This is a genomic window from Rhodothermales bacterium, assembly GCA_034439735.1.
Lineage (GTDB): Bacteria > Bacteroidota > Rhodothermia > Rhodothermales > JAHQVL01 > JAWKNW01.
The window spans coordinates 1-20,039 of the sequence record JAWXAX010000050.1; the positions used below are offsets into that span (position 1 = coordinate 1).

The window sequence follows — 20,039 nt, forward strand, 5'->3', positions numbered from 1 at the left end:
CGGCGATGCCGGCAGCCCAGACTATCGTATACACGTCGCCCGTCTGGCCTGCCACGAGGAGCGCGGTGGCCTGTACGACGAAGAGCCCCGCGCTGCTCGCCAGATCCAGCCGCTGACGCTCCATGATGTCGAATACCCGCGTCAGCGCCGAGGCCACAGAGGCCAGAAAGAGCCACGGCGCGAGAATCTGAAGAAATACGCCGGCCTCTCGCCACGGGGGGCCGAACACGACCGTCATCAGCTCGGGCCCCGCCACTACCAGCGCCAGCGTTGGGAAGAGCCCCATTGCGACCAGTCGCCCATACACGCGCGCCGTCAACGCGGCCAGGGTGCCACGCCGGATCGCTTCCGCGCCATCCACAAAAAAGACCTGAGAAGCGGCCCCGCCCAGTACGCTCAACGGTACCGCCAGCACGGCAAAGGCACGGCCGAAATAACCCACGGCGGCGGGGTCGGCGTAATAGGCCAGGACCAAAAACGGAAGCCGGGTGACGAGGGCATTGAGCAATGAAGAAGGCATCGAAAATAGCGGAAAACGCCGAAAACGACGCATCACCGCCCCGATTTTCTTCCATTGAAGCGCCCCGGGCAGGGTCTGCCAGCCGTTGTTGAACGCCAGCCCCACCCACACCATGGCGCTTACGCCCTGGCCGGCAAAAAAACCTCCTATCAACCCGCCCACGCCGGCATCCTTCATACCGCCGGCGAGCCGGACGGCCGTCGTGGCCATCGCCTGTCCGATCTGTCCCTGCGACAGGCTTCCAAATCGCCGTTTCCGGGTCAGCCACACTTCCGCAATCTTCCCCAGCCGCGCGAGAAACAGGGCCGGCGCCAACCAGATCGCCCATCCATACAGTCCGGCCCCCAGCACGGCATCGCCAATCAGCAGAGCGAACAGGGCCACCACCAGGCTAACGACGATCATCAGGATCAAGGCCAGCCACGTGACATGTAACGCCTCCTCGTCGCGCTCGGGCAACATCATGGCATCCTCGTAGCGGAGGGAGGCTACGGGGATCAACAGACTGAAGATCGACAGAAATAGATCAAGGCTGCCAAAGGCCTCCGGGCTGTACAGCCGTGCGAGGACGGGCTGGGCCAGGTATGCAATCGCCATCGCGCCCGCGCTTCCCGAGAGCAAGGTGCCCACCGATGCCCCAAAACTTCCTTTCCTGTGGGTTCGGCTCATGGCGCGTCGCCGGCCAGCTGGTAGAGATGCCAGGGTGGCGAGACGTGTACGAGTCGTGGTGGATCCACGCCGGGAGCGACTGGATGGAGAAGAGAGTCGGCCCAGGGGGATGTTCTCACGGCGTACACGAACCCGTATCGCTCGGCCCGCACGGCCAGGTCGGCCGGCGTCAAGGCATCGTACGCGGCGTCGAGCCGCGTTGTCAGTGTCGTATCGGTCCGCTCGGGGAGGACTATCGGCGCCATATCGAGCAGGCGCTCGAACCAGATCGCGATGTCGGCGTCGCGGTACGGAAAGGCTTTGTGGTTGACGACGATCGCACGCTGCGCGCCGGTCCGGAAAGACGACAGCGATGGGGGCGTCGCGAAGACGGCATTCGCCGGCGTAAATGCGCGCACCCAGGCTTCCATGGCCGCGCTCGGCGAACTGCGCTGGCTGAGCGGATGGATACGCTGCGAAAGTACGTTGATGCCGGCCAGATGCAGGCAACCGACCCCGACCAACAACAAGCCCAGGGCGCTGGCCTGCCAAATCGACCCCTCCAGCATCCGCTGCACTGTCCGTGCGACACGCGCCGGCAATCGCCACGCCACGGCTGCTGCCCCCCCGGTGACCAGCAACAGCTTGGCCGGCACCGTCAACATGAATAACTGAAGTTTGGCGATGCCGAGCAGATGCAGACGCTCCGTGGCCACATAGGCGCCCATATCGATGAGGACGATGGCAGCGAGCACGACGATCACCTTGCGCAATCGGGCGGGATCGACAAATGGCCTCGCCAGAAACCATCCCCCCAGCCCCCCGATGGCCAGCAGGCCAAACCGGACAAGTGATCGCTCCGAGAAGGAGTCAAAAAGATAATGATGGGGTATCCGGAAACGAGCCATGATGTAATAAAGATCGACGTCCGGCATGGCTTCGGCGGCAAACTGCTGGTAAAACAATGGCCCTAGCGCCGGAGCTGCGACGAGGGCATAGACGCCGATGAAACGGGCGGTTGTCCCTATCGGACGCCCCGGTGAGAGCAGAGCGACGATCGCCCCGAGAAGCGCCAGGTGCAGCCCTACCAGCGCTTGCATCCAGGTAGCCACGCCCATCCACACGCTGGCTGCGACTCTCCGGTCCTCCATAGACGCCGCAAGGCCCTGTAGGCCGAGTGCCCAGGCAGCCATACTCGGTGCAAGCATGCTGTGCGCGAAGTCGTTGCCTCCCAGCGTCCACTGGGGTGTCGCCAGTAACAAAGCCGGCACCGCGATAAAACCGGCGAGCCGGCGTCCGCTGAGCCGCTCCGCAAGACGAAATAGGCCATACGCGATCCCGACCCATGACACGACGTAGAGGAAAAACACGGCCAGAGGCAGCGGCAGGACCAGCGCCAGGCCATGGAGCAAGAGCGTGAAATAGGTCCGGACGCTGAATGCGGCCTGTTGCGTCTGCACGAACCAGTCATTGCCCAGGAGCAACGGGTCCATCCGATGTAGCAAAGAAGGGAGAAACTCGTCCTGGTCGCTCATTCCGTAGCCATAGCCGAACCGCGTGAGGTAGAGCGCGAGACACAGCCCCAAAAACAGATAGGGCGGCGGCGGCGCATCCGGCATGGCCGGAGCGGGGAGGGGCGAGCCTTCAGAAGGAGAGGTGAGCGACACGAGGCGTTACCGGGACTTCACGAGGGCAAAGGCCTTCAGCATCGGATGCGCGATGCGTTCGGCGGTGAAATAGGGCGTTAAAACCCCGCCAAAACGTCGTTTGAACTCGGCTATCGTGGGTGTGTTGGCGCCGGCGAAGTCGAACGTGGTCACCCCTTCGTCGCGTAACAGCCCCAGCAGCTGCCCGAGCAACACGGTCATCGCCTCGCCCGGTATGCTGCCCGCCATCCAGTAATAGGCCGTGTCGCGGGCAAACAGCAGCCCGACGGCGGCTTCGACCTCCGAGGAGGAGGCTCGGCGCACGGTGAATATGCGGATGAATCCCATCCGTTGCAACTCCGCCACGGACCCAGCCAGCGCGCCCGGGTCGGCCGGGAAACGTCGGTTGTGCCGGGCATAACTGGCGCGACTCAGCGCGATCAGCGTTTCACCGGTGCCGGTTTCCTCGCGGAAGTCGAAGCCCTGTCGTACCGTACGGAAGTGACGCCGTATGGAGGCCGACCAGGTCGCCTCCGGATCCACGGCCGGCGTGAGCGTAATTCGATACGTGTAAAACACGGAGACTGTCCAGCCCCGCCACTGGAATGGCCTCATGTCGAGGACGGAGGGGGGGAGATGAAGCCTTACCTGGTCGAAATCGCGTTCGATGGCCTCCAGGAGCCGCTCCTCGATTGCCTCTCGCCCATGTACGGACGAGGACGTGCTGGGAGGTGATACCAGCCAGGGGGTGTACGAGGTGAACGCGGGTACGACGCCCAATCGGAACGGTCCGCGCCGCTTTTCGTGGATGATGGCGCCAGCAAGGGGTGTTTTGCCGGCTTCGCCGGCGAGGTAGATCCGAGGGCGGAGACGCAGCGCGCCGCCAAGAATCCTCGCCACCTCCACCAAAAACGCGGGATCTATTACAGACGACTTCGTCAGCAGCGCCGACCATCCTTCAGCGGGCGGAGCGTCGTCGGGCGATCCGCACACCACGGAAACGGTGGGGGAAGAGCCGGCGCTGGCGCTCATGGGATGGGGATCGAAGAGGCGGAAGGAGGAATGTCAGAGAATATACTGACTCAAATCCCGGTTTTCCGAAACGGCGCCGAGGCGATCCTGGACCCGCGCGGCATCGATTACGATCGACTTAAGCGATTCGTTGTCGGGGATGTCATACAGGATATCTTCGAGCAACGTCGTCAGGATCGTATGGAGCCGGCGTGCGCCGATATTCTCCACATCGCTGTTCACCTTGGCGGCGATCCGGGCGATTTCGCGTACGGCGTCGTCGTCAAACGAGATCTCCACGCCTTCGGCTTGCATCAGCGCCGCGTATTGCTTCAGCAGTGCGTTTTTAGGGAGCGTGAGGATGTCGTAGAAATCCTTTTCGGTAAGGTTGTTCAGCTCCACGCGGATCGGGAATCGGCCTTGAAGCTCGGGGATGAGGTCGCTCGGCTTGGCGATGTGGAAGGCGCCGCTCGCGATAAACAGGATGTGGTCGGTGCGTACCATCCCGTGTTTGGTCATCACGGTCGACCCTTCTACGATCGGGAGCAGATCTCGCTGGACGCCTTCGCGGGAGACATCCGGCCCGCCACGTCCCTCGCCGCCCCGCGCCGCTACCTTGTCGATTTCGTCGATGAACACGATCCCGCTCTGTTCGACGCGTTCGAGCGCCTCGCGGGTCACTTTGTCCATGTCCACCAGCTTCTGGGCCTCTTCCTGCGCGAGTAGCTGCCGCGCCTCGGAAATAGGCAGCCGGCGTTTCTTACGCTTCCCGCCTCCGAGGTTGCCGAACAACTCCTGCATGTTCATGCCCATCTCCTCGATGCCCATTGGGCCGAAGACCTGCATCATCGGGGTATGGTCCGAGGAAACTTCGATTTCGATCTCCCGGTCATCCAACTCACCCCGATTCAGCTTCTCCCGAAACTTCTGGCGGGTGCGATCACGCATTTCAGCGTCGCTGGGGGTCTCGCTCACCGCCTCCGAGGGGCGGACGACAAAGCCCGGACCCAGCGTCATCTCGCCCGAGGGACGGGACGCTGGAGGGATGAGGATGTCCAGGATGCGGTCTTCCGCCAGTTCGGCGGCCCGCTCCTGGACACCCTCCTTGTATTCGTCCCGCACGATCGAGATCGCCATGTCGGTGAGATCGCGGATCATGCTATCGACATCGCGCCCGACGTAACCGACCTCCGTGAACTTGGTCGCCTCTACCTTGATAAACGGCGCACCGGTCAGTTTCGCGAGCCGGCGGGCAATTTCGGTCTTACCCACACCTGTCGGCCCGATCATGATGATGTTATTCGGCATGATCTCGTCGCGGATGTCTTCCGGAGCATTCTTGCGACGCCACCGATTACGGAGAGCGATGGCGACGCTCTTTTTTGCTTCCGTCTGTCCGATAATATACTTATCGAGTTCCGCGACGATCTGGCGGGGGGTACGTTCTACGTGCATCATATACAGGCGGGAAACACGGCACGAGCCGGCTACCAACAGGAAGGTGCGGGAGGCTACTTGCTGCCCGTGCGGAAGTCGCCGTGTGCGTTGGGTTCGCGGGCGTCGTCGACGAAATCGTCTTCCGGCGCATCGAACTCCGGATCAGTGTATTCAAATTCCTCGTCGAACGCGTCGCCTTCGCTCGCAAATGCCTCACCGCCGTCATATTCCTCGCCGAACGGTTCCCGTTGGCTGAGGGCCTCCGCGATCTGGCGAACGTCCGGGTGGTCTCGGTCCACGATGAGTACCGTGTAGTCATACGGGAAGCCTCGACGTTTTTCGAGCCACACCGCGCCGGCCTCCTCCAGTTTATTGATGACCGACTTGGGATCTGGCTCGTCGCTATCCAGGGCTTCGGAGAGCTTGCGCAGTAACGGCGTGAGGTATACTTCTTCGTATTGCCCGAAAAACTCTTCGATAACCTCGAGCGTCCGGTAGGCGACGGCGTCGGTCACGGCATGGTGCGTGGCGTCGCGCAGCGGAGTGCTGGGCGCGCGTCGGGGGTGTCCACCGGATCGGGCGGCGCCTGGCGCCTGGCTTGGTGCACCCAATTGCCGGCGAGCCGCATCGCTGATGAGGTCCGCGGCGGCCAGAATCACGTCGGCATCCAGCCGGGCGAAGCGGTCCATATCCGGCTCGGGCTCAAACACGACCACCAGCGGCGAGCGTCCGTGCCGGGTGAGTTGCTGGACGAGGGGAAGCTGCACGCGGTTACCCGTGATCAGGACAAACGACTGAATATCCGGGCGGGTGTGGAGCAGTTCCATGGCGTCCACGCATAATTGCAACTCGGCGGCGCCGGCGTGCAGGTCGGTCGACACGTACCGGGGCTCCAGCCCTTTCCGGTAGAGGGCCTGCTGAATCGCCAGTCCCTGACCTTTCAACGTCGCAAAGTCCGCGTAAGCGGTAAAAAAGGCCGTCTGCGCGTAATCCTTGCCGTTTAAATAACGGAGCAATTCGTCCAAAATCTCCGAAATAAAGTCATGAGGGTCGATGGTTTCGTCAAGACGTTCGGAAAGCGTGGCGAAGAGGTTCTCGTAGTCGACCAGAATCGCTGCCAGGTTCCCCCGGCCGACGCGCGATTTTTCGTGTCGGTTGTGCATCATTTCAATAAGTAACGTCTAATAAATATTGATTTTATGATTCGACCGGACGCCAGCTGGCGTGAGAGTAGCGGGGGGCATCGGATGAATCCCGGTCGCACCGCATTGTGCAGTAAATTCCCTTGAGGTGATCTGCCCTACATATACTGTTGAAGCCGACGAAGGATTCGATTACTCCGGCCCGTCGGCCACGCCGTCGAGTTCCAGAATCGTCAGATGATGATTGGTGTAGATACAGATATCGGCCGCGATGGAGAGGCTCTGCTCGACGATCTGGCGCGCACTCAGGGGGAGATCATTCTGGATCAGTGCGCGCGCGGCGGCGAGGGCGAAGGGGCCGCCGGAGCCGATAGCGACGATGTCATCGTCGGGTTCGATGACGTCGCCCGTGCCGCTGATGAGCAAAAGGCGTTCCGGCGAGGCGACCGCGAGCAGGGCTTCCAGCCGGCGTAGGTACCGATCCGTCCGCCAATCCTTCGCCAGTTCGACGGCGGCGCGGGTGACGATGCCGCCGTACTTCTGTAATTTTTCTTCAAAGCGCTCGAACAGGGTAAACGCGTCGGCCGTGGAGCCGGCGAACCCGGCGAGGATTTTTCCACCGTGGAGCGCGCGCACTTTCTGCGCTTTATGTTTCATGATCGTCTGCCCCAGGGTCGCCTGACCGTCGGACCCCAACGCCACGCGTCCCTTGTACCGAACGCCCACCACGGTGGTCGCATGTATACCGCTCATTCCCATCCCAGGATTGATTAACAGATCGAATCAAACAGACGCCCTTACACGAATCGAGGGGGATTCGGTTCACGTCTTCTGGGGATGAATCCCGGGTGAACGCGGTCGCTCGTTCAGCGATTATACCGGGCAAGTAGTTGCACGACGGCGTCTTGCGTGCGCTGCACGGCGCCGGCGCGCACGGTGTGGTTGTTACTCATCAGAACGAACAAAAGCGGCGTCCCGGCGGCGCTGGTGACGTAACCGCTGAGGGCGCTTGCGCCGGTGAGGGTCCCTGTTTTGGCGCGCACGTTTCGCAGCGCCGGCCCCGTTCGGAGGCGGCGTTCCAGCGTGCCGTCGACTCCGGCTACAGGCAAAGAGGCCAAAAAGGCCTGACGCACGGCTGCATCGGGATGGCGCCACATGTACCGCAGCAGCGAGGCCGTCATTTCTGCCGTAACGAGGTTCATGCGCGAGAGGCCGGAGCCATCGACGAGCTGGATGCGGCTTGTGTCCACGCCGGCCCGGGCGTACGTGTACCGCGCGGCCTCGATCCCCATCTCGGTCGACGCCGGGTCCAGGTCGGGGTCGGGCTGCGGCCGCACCACCCCGAGTGTGCGCAGGACTTGTTCGGCATACAGATTCTGGCTCTCCTTGTTGATCACCTCGACGATGCGGGCGAGCGGGGGCGAGGTGTGGCTGAAGAGGCGCGAGGCGCTGGCATAGTTCGGCTTCAAGGACAAATCGTCTACATCCAGGATTTCGCCGCGAACGTCGATTCGGTTTGCTCGGAGGACGTCGCGCAGGACGTGCACGAAGTACAAGGTAGGGTTGGTCACGGCCAGGGCCGTCGTGTCGATGCGACCCGCCGGCAGCTCGGTGGCAATCCGGATGGCGTTTGTCGCGCGGGGCCGTTCGATCTCTTCGTCCTTGCGCGCGTCCGCCGGCACGATGACCGCCGCGTTATGGATATCCACGTACGGGGTGTTAAACGGCTCCCACCGGATCTCCGCGGGCCGGCCGGCGGCTCGGCCCGTCATGATGACGCTCACGGTGTTGTCGTTAAAACTGAGTCCGCTTATCTCGGCGCCGTAGTCGAATGGCTCGTCGTCCCAGCTCCACCCGGGCCCAAACGGGGTGTCGTCGAAGATGTCGTCGTCTCCGATGACGTCCCCCTGAATGGTGTGGATGCCCTGCTGGCGGAGCATCTCCGCCCAGTTCCGAAACACCTCGGTCATATCCCCCTTGTTGAACCGCCCCCCGATGACCGGGTCGCCGGAGCCGCGGACGATGAGGTTGCCGGTGATCACGCCGGCCTCGATGGTACCGTCGGTAAAGACGTCGGTGGTATAGGTAAAGTCGGGCCCGAGCTGCTCCAGAACGGCCGCCGTGGTAAAGAGCTTGGCGTTCGAAGCCGGCATCAGGCTGATCCGGGGGTGCCGCTGATACAGGGTCTCTCCACTCGCGAGGTCGATCACGATCGCCGCCCAGATCGCGTTTTCGTAGAGGGGCTGTTTCAGGTGTTCATCGATGGCGCGGCCCAGTTCCTGGGGCGATGTGGGTTCGGGTTGCGCCAGCGCCGGGGGGGTGACGGCCGCGAGCGCAAGAAAGGCGGCCAGGGAGAGCCGCGTGCGGAAGTGCATCATGAAGAAAGGCCTCTGGATTCGGAGTGCGTCATGTGTACCCACGGCTGGTACTCCATGGAGCCACTCAGTTCATCTGTTCAATCTCGACGCGTTCGGGGTCCGGCGTCTCGAGCACGACAAACGCATGATCCCCGGTGTCGATCGAGGACGCAGGACGGAGGTAGATGAGCAATTGGTTTTTACCGGGCTGTCGCTCGTAGGATTCAACGACCCCGATGGGGTAGCCGGCGGGGAATACATCGCTATAACCGCTCGAAACCACGAGGTCGCCCACTTCCACCTGCTCGGTCTTGATGACATGCTCCATCAACAACTGATCGCGCAGCGTGCCCTCCCAACGGACAATGCCCATCGCGTTGGAGGATTGAAGCTTCGCCGGCACCCGAAAGTCCATATTCAGATAGGACATGACGCGCGCATAATGTTCGCTTACGAGCTCTACTTTTCCGAGGATGCCCCGGTCGTCCACCACCCCCATCCCTACCGCCACTCCCTGCTCGCGCCCGATGTTGAGCGTCAGGAAATTTCGCTGTTTCGTGATCTCTTTTTCAACGATCCGGGCCGGCGCCAGACGGTGGAGCGTTTGTTGCTGAAACGTCAGCAGCAGACGAAGCCGCTCGTTCTCCTGTTGTGCCTCGCGCGATCGCGCGAGCTGGCTGCTCAGCTGGATGTTTTCCTGCTGCAACGCGTCATTCTCCTCGAGCGCTCGGACGTATCGACCCACCCAGCTCATGTTCGTTTCCACACGCGCCGTGATCTCCATGGAGGTGGCCCGCAGCGAACGCAGAATGGGAGTATTCTGCGTCAGCATGATCAACGCCGAAACGCCGAGCAGACCCACCAGGAGCACCCAGTCCCGTATGTGTGCCCATTGGCGGACGTTCATGGCTAGCTGAGCACTTTTTCGTACACATGCAGATTCTCGAGCACCTTGCCCGTTCCCCGCACCACGGCGGTCAGGGGATCCTCCGCTATGTAAACCGGAATTTCGGCCCGGTTCCGGATGAGGGTGTCGAGGCCTTTCAGTAGCGCCCCGCCGCCCGTCAGCATGATGCCGCGCTCCAGAATGTCCGACCCCAGTTCCGGCGGCGTCCGCTCCAGGCAGTGGAGGACGGCGGCGGCGATCTGCCCGATGGGCTCGTTGAGCGCCTCGCGGACGTCTTCGGACGAGATCGAACGGATCTTGGGAATCCCGCTCACGAGGTCCCGTCCTTTGACCGAAATCTCCAGCTCGGGGTCCAGCTCGACGGCGCTGCCGATCTCGCACTTGATGCGTTCGGCGGTTCGCAACCCGATGAGCAGGTTGTGGTTACGCTTGAAATACTGGAGGATCGTGTTGTCCAGCTCGTCGCCGGCGACGCGGATCGATTCGTCGATCACGATGCCCGAAAGCGCGATCACGGCGATCTCGGTCGTTCCGCCGCCGATGTCGACCACCATGTTGCCCACCGGCTCGTCGACATTCATACCGATCCCAATGGCGGCCGCCATGGGCTCCTTGATGAGATACACTTGTTTCGCGCCGGCGCGTTCGGCAGATTCGCGGACCGCACGTTCCTCGACGCCTGTGATCCCGCTGGGCACACACACCACCATCCGACGGATGGAGGTATACCAGTTGGTCTGCACCTTCCGGATCAGGCCGCGGATCATCTGTTCGGCCACCTCGAAGTCCGCAATGACGCCGTCTTTGAGGGGGCGGATGGTTTCGATCTGAGGATGAGTCCGCTCGTGCATCTGCTGGGCTTCGTAGCCGATCGCGATGGCCTGACGGGTGCTGCGGTCGACCGCTACGATGCTCGGTTCATTGAGTACGATGCCTTGCCCAGCGATATGGATCAGCGTATTCGCCGTCCCCAGATCGATGGCTACATCGTGCGAAAACTTGAAAAAGGGCATGAAGGTGAGGGAGATGGATGCTTGAACGGCTGACTGATCGACCGGGTGCGATCAGTGTCGGAAATGGCGCTGGCCCGTGAACACCATGGCGATGCCGTGTTCATCGGCGGCCGCGATAACCTCCTCGTCTCGTACCGATCCACCGGGCTGAATGGCGGCGCGGGCGCCGCTGGCGGCTGCTGCGAGCAGGCCGTCCGCGAAAGGGAAGAAAGCGTCGGATGCTACCACAGATTTCGCGAAATCAAGTTCCGATTTACGGCCTTTGAGCACGGCAATCTCTGAAGAATCGATGCGACTCATCTGGCCGGCGCCGATCCCGATCGTCATGCCGTCGCGGACATAGACGATGGCGTTGCTCTTTACGTGTTTGACGACGCGCCAGGCGAAAAGCAGGTCGCGCCACTCGGCGGCGTCCGGCTGGCGCTTCGTCACCACGCGGCAGTTGGCCTGGAGTTCGGCGAACGGAGGCAGCGCCGGGTCGCGATCTTGCACGAGTAGGCCACCCAACACGGATCGTACGTCGGGCCGCGCGTCGTCGCGGGCCGGGCGGAGGGACTCGATCAGCCGGCGGTTTTTCTTCTGCATCAGGAAGTCCAGCACGCCAGCTTCATACGCCGGCGCGATCACGATCTCGGTAAAAATCTGGTCGATGGCCTCCGCGGTCTCCCGGTCCAGGGGGCGGTTGACCACCACGATGCCGCCAAAGGGCGACTGTCGGTCCGTCGAGAACGCTTTCCCGTACGCCTCTACAAGATGGTCTGCCGTGGCCACGCCGCAGGGGTTGGTATGCTTGAGGATGGCGCACGTTGGGGCCTCGTCGCGAAATTCATCGATCAGTAGCAACGCCGCGCTGAGGTCGAGCATGTTGTTGTACGACAGCTCCTTCCCGTGCAGGGTCTTCACGAACGCGTCGATGGTGCCGTAGATGCCCGCCTGTTGGTGTGGATTCTCGCCGTAACGGAGCGTCTGGAAGCGCCGTTCGCGGAGGGTGATTTCCGACGGCATTGCGTCATCGGTCGGCGGCCCAGCGGCGAAATAGTCGGCAATGGCGCCATCGTACATACGGGTGTGGGCAAAGGCGGCGGCGGCGAGGCGGCGGCGGGTCGCCATCCCCAACTGCCCGTCCTCCCGCTCGAGCGCATCGGCGACAGAGGCGTAGTCCGCCGGCGAGGTGATCACCGCGACAAAGAAGTAGTTTTTGGCGGCGGCCCGGATCATCGCCGGGCCCCCTATGTCGATGTTCTCGATGGCCTGCGCATCGGTGATGCCGGGCGCGGAGACGGCCTGCCGGAACGGATACAGGTTGACGACGACGAGATCGATCGGGACGATGCCGTGTGCGTCAAGCTGCGCCAGGTCCTCGGGATCGTTCCTGCGGGCGAGCAGACCGCCATGGATCGCGGGATGGAGGGTCTTCACGCGCCCGTCGAGGATTTCCGGGAATCGTGTCACATCGGACACGTCGGTGACGGGCAGGCCGGCGGCTCGAAGGGCGGTCGCGGTCCCGCCCGTTGACAGCAACTGGACGCCCTGGGCATGCAACCGGGCGGCGAAGGGGACCAGGTCGGTCTTGTCGGAAACGGAAAGCAGAGCGCGGCGCACGGGGCGGCGGTCATCGGGCGCGGGCAGATCTTTTACGGCAATCATAGGGTAGATTCAAACAGCGTGAGCGGGAGGACGAGGGGCCTCATCTATAAAGACCCGCCGGCCTTCCAGACGCACGCGGCCGGCGGCAAACAGGGCGAGCGCTTCGGGAAAGAGGCGATGCTCGAGGGCCAACACACGCGCCGCAAGCACCTCCGGGGTATCGTCGGGCTTTACCGGAACAGGCTCCTGGAGCACCACCGGGCCCGTGTCGTAGGCTTCGTCAACCAGGTGCACCGTGGCGCCGGTCCACCGCACGCCGTACTCGATCGCCGCGCGGTGGATGCGCTGCCCGAACATCCCGGGCCCGCCAAATGCCGGGAGCAACGCGGGGTGAATATTGAGCATCCGACCATGGAAGGCGGCCACGAGCCCGGCGGGGATTTTTTTGAGATAACCGGCCAGAGCAATGAAGTCGACCCCATGTGTATTCAACACCCCCAGTAGGTCGGCCAGATACGCGGCTTCGTCGCGTCCGGTAGGATCGAGCACGATGGTGGGGACATCACGCAATCGTGCGCGCTCCAGCGCAAAGACACCGGCCTTATTGCTCAGGACGAGCGCGACCGTAGCCGGCAGCCGGCCGGCGTCGATCGCGTTAAATATAGCTTCCAGATTTGAGCCGCTTCCGGAAGCGAATACGGCTAACTGCATCGAGGTGTGCGTCGGTAGGGCATGACAAAAGCCGTGGGAATATAATCAGACCGGAGCGGAATCAGAAACGTCCACCACGCCTTCAAGCAGCGATAATCGGGCCGCCGTGTCGGATACCGTGAGCCGCGCGTGAATTCCGATCGGAACGGCAATTTTGTCGGAGAAATGACCATACCGCAGGCCTCGGGCGACGGGGTACGGGGCCCGGTCGAAGTAGGACGCCACGAGCGCGTCGAACAGGGGAGCATCCGTGTCGGGTTCTGGGAATCCGGTAAAACCACCCAGCACAAGCCCCCCAAGACGGTCCAGCCAGCCGGCTAAACGAAGTTGGGCCAAGAGGCCGTCGATCCGATACGCGGACTCGCCGACGTCTTCGAGAAACAGGATCGCGCCGGCGAGCGAAGGAAGGTAGGGGGTGCCCACGAGCCGGGCGATCAGGGAGAGGTTGCCGCCGAGCAATAGACCGTCCACCTCGCCCGAACGCACCGGAGATAGAGTAGCCCCATCGGGATCCAGGGTGGGCGATACGCCGCAAGCGAGCGACCAGAACTGCTGTTCGTAGGCTGGGGGCAGGGCCGGCCAGTCCACGCCGACCATCGGGCCGGAAATGCTGGGGACGCCGGCCTGACTGTACCAGGCGAGCTGCAGGGCAGTAATGTCACTGTAGCCGACAAGCAGCCGGGGCCGCTTACGGAGGGCTTCATAATCCACCCGGTCCAGAATCCGCAAGGTGCCGAACCCGCCGCGCGCACAGAACAACGCATCGATCGAAGGGTCATTCAGGCGATCGTTGAGTTCGCCCACCCGCTCCTCGTCCGTCCCGGCCAGGTAGCCGAAGGGCAGGCGCCTGGAGGGGCCCACGACATGATAGCCGCGCTCGGAGAGGAGTGCGCAACCCCGCTCCAGGTCTACGACGGACCGGGGAGGGCCGGCCGGGGTTACAACGGCAATCGTAGACACCCCCGGACGGAGCGACGGCGGTTTCAAGGAGCCTCGTCCCTACCCTTTCATCAGCCGACGCCGGCGGATGCTGCTCGGAAGCGTGGCCAGAATGCCCGTCAAGATCCCGAAGATGAAGGTGCTGATCATGATGACCGCTACCGTGCCTTCGATGGTATAGGGCCCCAGCTGGATATTGACCAGTCGCTGATTCTCAAAGCCAAAAAGCAACGTAATCAGCGCGAGGGCAAACGCGAGAATGGTTCGCATGGTGTTGTGCGAGGATGGAGTGTGGGTATCAGCTCGCCTTGGCGCGGTTTATACGATAGGCCCGCCAGCCGCTTGGAATGCTGGTGCCCATACCGACCAACATGCCGAGCCCGAAACAGGCAATGAGGATGATGCCGGAAGAGGCCGTGATTTCGAAGGGCCCCAACAGCAACTGAACGACACCGGGGTTCTGGATGGCCACAAAAACGGCCAGCCCGGCGAGTACCAGCGAAACGAGAACGTTCATGGAATTCCTGGCTTCAACGCGAGGGACGGTGGTGAAGTACTGTGGTGGAGTACGATGCTGAGGTATGGTGGTGAAGTACGATAGTTGATCACCGGGGATAGTCATCGAGCGAGCGTCATGGTCTTCGTCAACACTACGGGGCCGTCGCCCGTGCCGTCCGCTGGCGTCGCTTCGAGCGTGTAAATATACGCACCGCTCGCCAGAGAAGATGCAGAAAAAGCCACGCGGTGCGCGCCGGCGTCGAGGATCTCTTCGTTCACGAGCGTCGATACCAGGCGTCCGGCAACATCGAATACCACCAACCGCACCCGGCAAGCGGTGGGCAACGAGAAGCCGATCTCGGTGCCGTCGCCAAACGGATTCGGGTAATTCTGATCAAGAACGTACGTCGCCGCCGGATGGCTGTCAATCGTTTCGATCGCAACAGGGAGCAAGGACGACCCGATAAACACACCCCGGCCATGGGTGCCAATCGCCACGCGCCCGTCCGAAGCGCGCGCGGCAATCGATTGGACGATGGCCTTGCCAAGTACCTCGTCCGCCTCCTGCACCCAGACAGTCGCGGAGCCATTTAAGGTCTCGGTCGCATACACCCCGGTGCTCGCGCCGGCAAGATAGACCATGCCGGTATTCACCGGAAGGATGGCCGCGGCGCGAATCGAGGGCCCGGTGACCACGCCGGCGCCGCCCAGGTTGCCGTCCACTCCGGTGAATACCGCTCCGCCATCGGTGCTGTGGTAGAGGCTCTCGACGTTGTAATTCGAGACGACCACCAGCACCTCGTTGCCGTCCGCCGAGTTTACCGCGATCTCGTGGACATAGGCGCCGGAGGGTACATTCGGCATGGTGAGCGCGACCGCACCAGACGTCGCCGTCGTGGCATTGTCCAGCCGGTACACGAGTGGCGGTGCGTCCAAACTCGAGGCGGCGAAATAGAGGGTGGATCGCACGCCGGCGCCGGTGTCCCGCGCCGCCGAAGCCAGCGCGCTGATCACATAGCCGCCCGGGACGGTCAGGCTCGATAGCTGGAGCCAGTCTTCCAGGCTCGAGGCTTCTTCCCCGTATCGCCACAGCGTCCGGCCCGCGGGGTAATAGATGACGGCTTCATCCCGGGCGTCCACGGCGATCGGGTTGATGAACAGCTGGTCGGCGGCGTCTGGCGGGGTGAGTTCGCCGGTAAAAAATGGCGCGCCGGACCCGTCGAGCCCGTATTGGAGCAGCCGGCCCTGTTGCGACGACGCCAGCGCATAGTCGGTCCCCAGGTAAGAGTAGGCGCCGTCCCCGGATGAGAGGTCGTTCGACACGCCGGCGAGGGAGGTGGTCGGGTCGAATCGGAAAAAGGGGCTCCCGTTATCCTGCGTTCCGCCAAGGATGCGGTCGTCCCCGGCCTCCGGGGCGATGCTCACATGATAATACTGGGTGACGTGGTAGCCCTCGTTACGCCGGCTCCACACGATGCGTGTCCCCGAGGCGGCGATGTTTTCGGTGACGCTGATCCCCCCGTCGTGCCCGGTCCAGACCCGCGCCGGCGTGGCCGGGTCGAAAACGATCGCATGCTGATCGGCATGCTGGTTGGGGTACTGGGCGACACTGTTGTTGATATCATACCCGCCCACCCAGTTTTCGATGGGCGCCGCAGCCGGCGTGGCGAAGCCGTCGCGCGAGCGAAACAGGTTGATGCCGCCGATGAGCAGAAAGTCCTCGTCGTCTGGACCGGCGGCCATCGCCATGTTGTAGCTGAATTGTGTATTCATGATGCCCACCGGAGGCCCGTAGTCGGGCAGGTTGGTGGTGCGGTCCTCCGCGGTGCCGGCGGCAAGGTTCAACTTGTAGAACACGATCGTTTCGTCCTCAAAGGGATCACCCGTCGACTCGGACTCGCCTGTGTAGGTGAGCACGTACGCGACGTTCGGGTTGGAGGGTGGGATGACGACGATGGAGCGTTCGTGTTCTACTGGAAAGCCGGCCGGCGTGATGTTGGCCCAGGTCGCGCCGTTGTCGGTGGATCGGTAGATCCCGGATTGCTCCGTCGGGTTTTCCACAAAGCCCGTCGACAGGACGGCCACGAGCGCGCCATCCGACCCGATCGCGACATCGCTCCACATCGGCAGCAGGCCGAATGGCCCGAGGAGCGGTGCGAACGTTTGCCCCTCGTTGATCGAGCGCCAGATCCCGTAGCCATTTACGGCAAGGTACACAAAGCCGTTTGTCGGGCTGACGACAATCCGATGGACATAATCGTACTGAGAATCGAATATGTTTGGATTCTGGTCTGCCTTAAATGCCGCCAGCTGCCACGTGTCGCCGTTGTCTTCCGACACGTAGATCCCGTTGCCATAAATGAACGCCCGGCCACCGTTGTCACCGGCCGACCCCCGCAATTCGCCGCCGCCGGCGTACCACCGGTTCCTGTTGCCCGGCCGCGGGTCCTGGGCGATGGCGGTAATGTTCAGCATCTCCTCGGTGTCGCTCCGCAGCGTCCAGCTCACGCCGGCGTTGGTGGACTTCCACAGACCCCCGGTCACGCCGGCGGCCAGGATCGTATTCGAGTTCGCGACGTCCACGGCCAGCGCTCGTGTCCGGCCTCCGATGCCGGACGGCCCGGCCTCGTGCCACGAAAACAGGGCCATAACGCCGGACTTGGCCGGGACCTCCTCACGGCGGGGCAGGGTGCGCGCAAAGGCCACTTCGCGGGTGCGGATGGCGTCCGGGATGGACCCGGTCGCGGGGTCGCGAAGCATCTGATGGAAATACGCGTCGCGCGCGCGCTGCGTCAGGGCCTTTTCTGCCTTTCTGTCCGGCCGCTCTTGCCCGATTTCTGCAGGCTCTGTCGCCGGCTTATCCGCACCAAAGCGGATGTAAAGCGCCGTGAGGAGGAGTAGGAGCAGGAACAGACCGGGGCGGGAGATCGAGGTTATTTTCATGCGGGCGCGCCGGTGCTGGGGAACCGGGTGAAGGTGAACGGCAGATCGGCAGTGTCTGGTGAAGGGCCTCATGGGCGGACCCTTCGCCTGCGCCGTGCGCCCGGCAATTCCAATGCCATGCCAGCGGAAGCGCCGGCATATGTTCAGACCGATCGCCCCTTCCAGGAGACATTCCCTCTGAGATGCGCCAGCGCCGAGTCCACCTGTACTATCGACGCGATCACAAACGAAAGCGGAGCCAGCAGACTCACCCAGAGCGGCATTCCGCTTTTTCTGTCGCTCAGGAGCTTGCCGAGGTAGACCATCACAAGCGGACCCCAGCCGAAGAGTGGCGCCAGGGTGTACACTACCAAGAAGAGAGCAAACAGGGGTATAAACGGGATCAACGCGCCGCCCAGAAGCAGGTAGGCATTTTTGCGAAAGCCGGCCCAGGCTTCGCCAAGCGATCCATACATATGGACGGCGAGGGTGTCTCGGGCCTCCACCAGGGTCGGAATGACCCCCGCGCTTTTTAAGTAACGCCCCATCATCACATCTTCGAGCACTTCGCGGGCCACGGCCCGATGTGGCTCGTGCCGGTGATACAACGCGCCCGAAATCAGCCAGCACTGACCGTTCAACGCCCCCAGAGTGCGCGAAGGCAGCCGGCGCACCAACGGCCAGGGAAGGCCGGAGAGCATGGCGTACGGCAGCACACTGACCAGCAACAGGCCGCCGCCCCGGTACTGAGGAAGCACCGTAAGGACACCAGGCGCGGGCATGGCCTGATGGTGTTCAACGAGCCGGCCCAGGGCTCCAGGTTCGAGCAGTTCGGCGTCCGCGTCGAGGAATAGATACACCTCCCCGGTGGCCTGCCGGGTCGCCTGGTACAGCGCATACACCTTGCCGACCCATCCCTCTGGCGGACCCTCGCCGCGAAGGGCTTTCAACCGTGGCTCGGCCAGCTCGCGTAGCACGGCGGGCGTGCCATCTCCCGAACCGTCGTCGTACACGATGACTTCGAAGTGCGGGTAGGACTGCCTGAAGAGGCTTGGCAGCAGCCGGCGCAGGTTCACCTCCTCGTTGCGAGCCGGGATCATGATCGAAACAAAAGGGAGGGCGCCTGTCGGGCGTGTGCCGGCGGGGCCTTTCGAGCGAAGGTGAAGATAGCGGATGTTGCCGGCGAAGAGGCCTAGCATCACCAGATGGAAGATGACAATGAACAGGCTCATCGCAGGTACCGCTCGAACATCCTGCGGCTGAAACGTAGGTCCCAGGCCTCATCGGGGCTTTTTTGGCCATCGAACAACACCGTGGTATGCGCGGGTCGCTCGTTCCGCAGGCTGCTCCAGAGCCGCTCCAGCCGTTGATGTTCGTCGCCGGTCGAGTGGGCGTGAGGTTCGCCGGCGTGGATCAACGCCGTTGGAAGGGACTCCCCCCACCAGGTCACATGAAGGGCCACAGGTACCCAGAGGCAGGGAGGGAAGAGGCGATCGAACCGGGAAAACGCCTCGCTGCCGAAGGGGTGGATGCCTTCCTCGGGTGCATGGAGCCGGGCCTCAGGGAAGTATGCGAGGCCGGACATCGGGCGCCGGCGCATCCGGGTCACGGTCCGCCGAATGGTCGCTAGCCGCCGGGCGGGGTCGTCGGCAGGGAAAGGCATGGCGCCGCAGGCGGCGAACATCGGAAAACGGTCCCAGTCTTCCATCCAGACCGAAAAGGATCGGCCCAGGCCCCGATGCAGGGCGTACCACAGCAGATGGCCGTCGAAGAAATGATGGTGGTTGGCGTAGAGGACCACGGGCGTGTCCGCCGGCCACACCGGCGGCTCACCCACCCAACACACGCGCCGGAACGCAGAAGCCAGGCCACGTAGGACCAGGCGGGTCACCAGGAATCGCATCATGCCGTAAGGCGGGCCGGCGAGCGCCCCTGCAGGCGCCGTTTGCGCCGCTCGTAGGTATCAAAGAGGAGGAGCTGCACTTTTTTAGCCCGACTAGTATACGCCCGCTCGTTCAGATTATCGTAATCGCGGCGGCGGATTTCGTTCAGGATCTCGCGGTAGATGCGGGCGGCCGCCTCGATGCCCGGGCGGACGGAGCGGTTGAGCGCGGCGATGCCGGATCTGCCGCTCACGAAATACTCTTCGGCCATCTCCATCACGTACTCGATCAACTCCGGGTAACCCTCGGGCAGGGTTGTGGACGCAAGGTCAGCTCCCCGACAACCGAAACGAGCGAGCGTCGCACTTGGGATGTACACGCGGCCCAACGCACGAGCATCTTCGCCGACATCGCGCAGGATGTTGGTGATCTGCATGGCGATGCCCAGGTCTCGCGCCGGCGCCTCCAGCCGGGGCAGGTCGTCGCGCTCGTCGATCAGGAACGGCAACATCATGGAGCCGATGCTGCCGGCGACGAGGTTAGCATACCGGATCAGGTCGTCCTCCGTCTCGATATGGATGCCTCGCAGGTCCCACTCGGCGCCATCGATCAATTCGTACAGTGGCGGCGTATGGAGCGTGTACCGTTCATGGAGTTCGGCGAGACGACGCCAGATGAGTCCGGCGGCCGGCGGCCGGCCGGCGAGGGTGTCGTCGAGCGCCCGTCGCGCGGTGGCGAGTTCGCGTAACGCCGCATCCCGTGCCTGCCCGTTCGATGCGGTGTCGGCGATGTTGTCGATCGTGCGGCAGTAGAAATAC

Annotated in this window: 18 protein-coding genes; all 18 read right to left on the reverse strand. The window is 63.1% G+C overall.

The genetic code is table 11. The annotated features are described in order from the left end of the window. On the reverse strand, positions 1-1,117 hold a 1,117-nt coding region (locus SH809_03295; protein ID MDZ4698710.1), incomplete at its 3' end, for an oligosaccharide flippase family protein. A gap of 68 nt (positions 1,118-1,185) precedes the next feature. Beyond that, on the reverse strand, positions 1,186-2,835 hold the full coding sequence (locus SH809_03300; protein MDZ4698711.1) for a DUF6798 domain-containing protein: 1,650 nt from the start codon (positions 2,833-2,835) through the stop codon (positions 1,186-1,188). A 6-nt stretch (positions 2,836-2,841) separates the two neighbouring features. After that, positions 2,842-3,846 carry a GNAT family N-acetyltransferase gene (locus SH809_03305; GenBank protein MDZ4698712.1) on the reverse strand — a complete coding sequence of 335 codons (1,005 nt, stop codon included), beginning with the start codon at positions 3,844-3,846 and terminating at the stop codon, positions 2,842-2,844. A gap of 33 nt (positions 3,847-3,879) precedes the next feature. Further along, positions 3,880-5,283: an ATP-dependent protease ATPase subunit HslU gene (gene hslU, locus SH809_03310; GenBank protein ID MDZ4698713.1), complete on the reverse strand. Its 1,404-nt coding sequence runs from the start codon at positions 5,281-5,283 to the stop codon at positions 3,880-3,882. 53 nt (positions 5,284-5,336) lie between these two features. Next, positions 5,337-6,428 carry an NYN domain-containing protein gene (locus tag SH809_03315; protein ID MDZ4698714.1) on the reverse strand — a complete coding sequence of 364 codons (1,092 nt, stop codon included), beginning with the start codon at positions 6,426-6,428 and terminating at the stop codon, positions 5,337-5,339. A gap of 168 nt (positions 6,429-6,596) precedes the next feature. After that, a complete protein-coding gene (hslV, locus tag SH809_03320; GenBank protein ID MDZ4698715.1) occupies positions 6,597-7,157 on the reverse strand; it encodes an ATP-dependent protease subunit HslV in 561 nt (186 codons plus the stop codon). 113 nt (positions 7,158-7,270) lie between these two features. After that, the gene (gene dacB, locus SH809_03325; protein MDZ4698716.1) at positions 7,271-8,782 is read right to left on the reverse strand and encodes a D-alanyl-D-alanine carboxypeptidase/D-alanyl-D-alanine-endopeptidase; all 1,512 of its coding nucleotides are present in this window, start codon (positions 8,780-8,782) and stop codon (positions 7,271-7,273) included. Between the two features lie 64 nt (positions 8,783-8,846). After that, a complete protein-coding gene (gene mreC / locus SH809_03330; protein ID MDZ4698717.1) occupies positions 8,847-9,668 on the reverse strand; it encodes a rod shape-determining protein MreC in 822 nt (273 codons plus the stop codon). A gap of 2 nt (positions 9,669-9,670) precedes the next feature. Beyond that, entirely contained in the window at positions 9,671-10,681 is a 1,011-nt protein-coding gene (locus SH809_03335; protein MDZ4698718.1) for a rod shape-determining protein, read from the reverse strand. 51 nt (positions 10,682-10,732) lie between these two features. Then, positions 10,733-12,328: a bifunctional phosphoribosylaminoimidazolecarboxamide formyltransferase/IMP cyclohydrolase gene (gene purH, locus SH809_03340; protein MDZ4698719.1), complete on the reverse strand. Its 1,596-nt coding sequence runs from the start codon at positions 12,326-12,328 to the stop codon at positions 10,733-10,735. A gap of 9 nt (positions 12,329-12,337) precedes the next feature. After that, positions 12,338-12,979: a phosphoribosylglycinamide formyltransferase gene (gene purN, locus SH809_03345; GenBank protein MDZ4698720.1), complete on the reverse strand. Its 642-nt coding sequence runs from the start codon at positions 12,977-12,979 to the stop codon at positions 12,338-12,340. A gap of 45 nt (positions 12,980-13,024) precedes the next feature. Beyond that, positions 13,025-13,939, reverse strand: coding sequence for an LD-carboxypeptidase (locus tag SH809_03350; GenBank protein MDZ4698721.1), 915 nt, complete (start codon positions 13,937-13,939; stop codon positions 13,025-13,027). Positions 13,940-13,978: 39 nt separating this feature from the next. Continuing rightward, positions 13,979-14,188 carry a LapA family protein gene (locus SH809_03355; protein MDZ4698722.1) on the reverse strand — a complete coding sequence of 70 codons (210 nt, stop codon included), beginning with the start codon at positions 14,186-14,188 and terminating at the stop codon, positions 13,979-13,981. A 28-nt stretch (positions 14,189-14,216) separates the two neighbouring features. Then, positions 14,217-14,435, reverse strand: coding sequence for a LapA family protein (locus SH809_03360; protein MDZ4698723.1), 219 nt, complete (start codon positions 14,433-14,435; stop codon positions 14,217-14,219). Between the two features lie 101 nt (positions 14,436-14,536). Then, on the reverse strand, positions 14,537-17,359 hold the full coding sequence (locus SH809_03365; protein MDZ4698724.1) for a hypothetical protein: 2,823 nt from the start codon (positions 17,357-17,359) through the stop codon (positions 14,537-14,539). Between the two features lie 143 nt (positions 17,360-17,502). Further along, a complete protein-coding gene (locus tag SH809_03370) occupies positions 17,503-18,570 on the reverse strand; it encodes a glycosyltransferase family 2 protein (protein ID MDZ4698725.1) in 1,068 nt (355 codons plus the stop codon). Beyond that, positions 18,567-19,244, reverse strand: coding sequence for an acyltransferase (locus tag SH809_03375; protein ID MDZ4698726.1), 678 nt, complete (start codon positions 19,242-19,244; stop codon positions 18,567-18,569). Before SH809_03375 ends, SH809_03370 begins: the two co-directional genes overlap by 4 nt. Next, the coding region (locus tag SH809_03380; GenBank protein ID MDZ4698727.1) for a phytoene/squalene synthase family protein at positions 19,241-20,039 on the reverse strand (799 nt) is incomplete at its 5' end. The genes SH809_03380 and SH809_03375, both read right to left, overlap by 4 nt.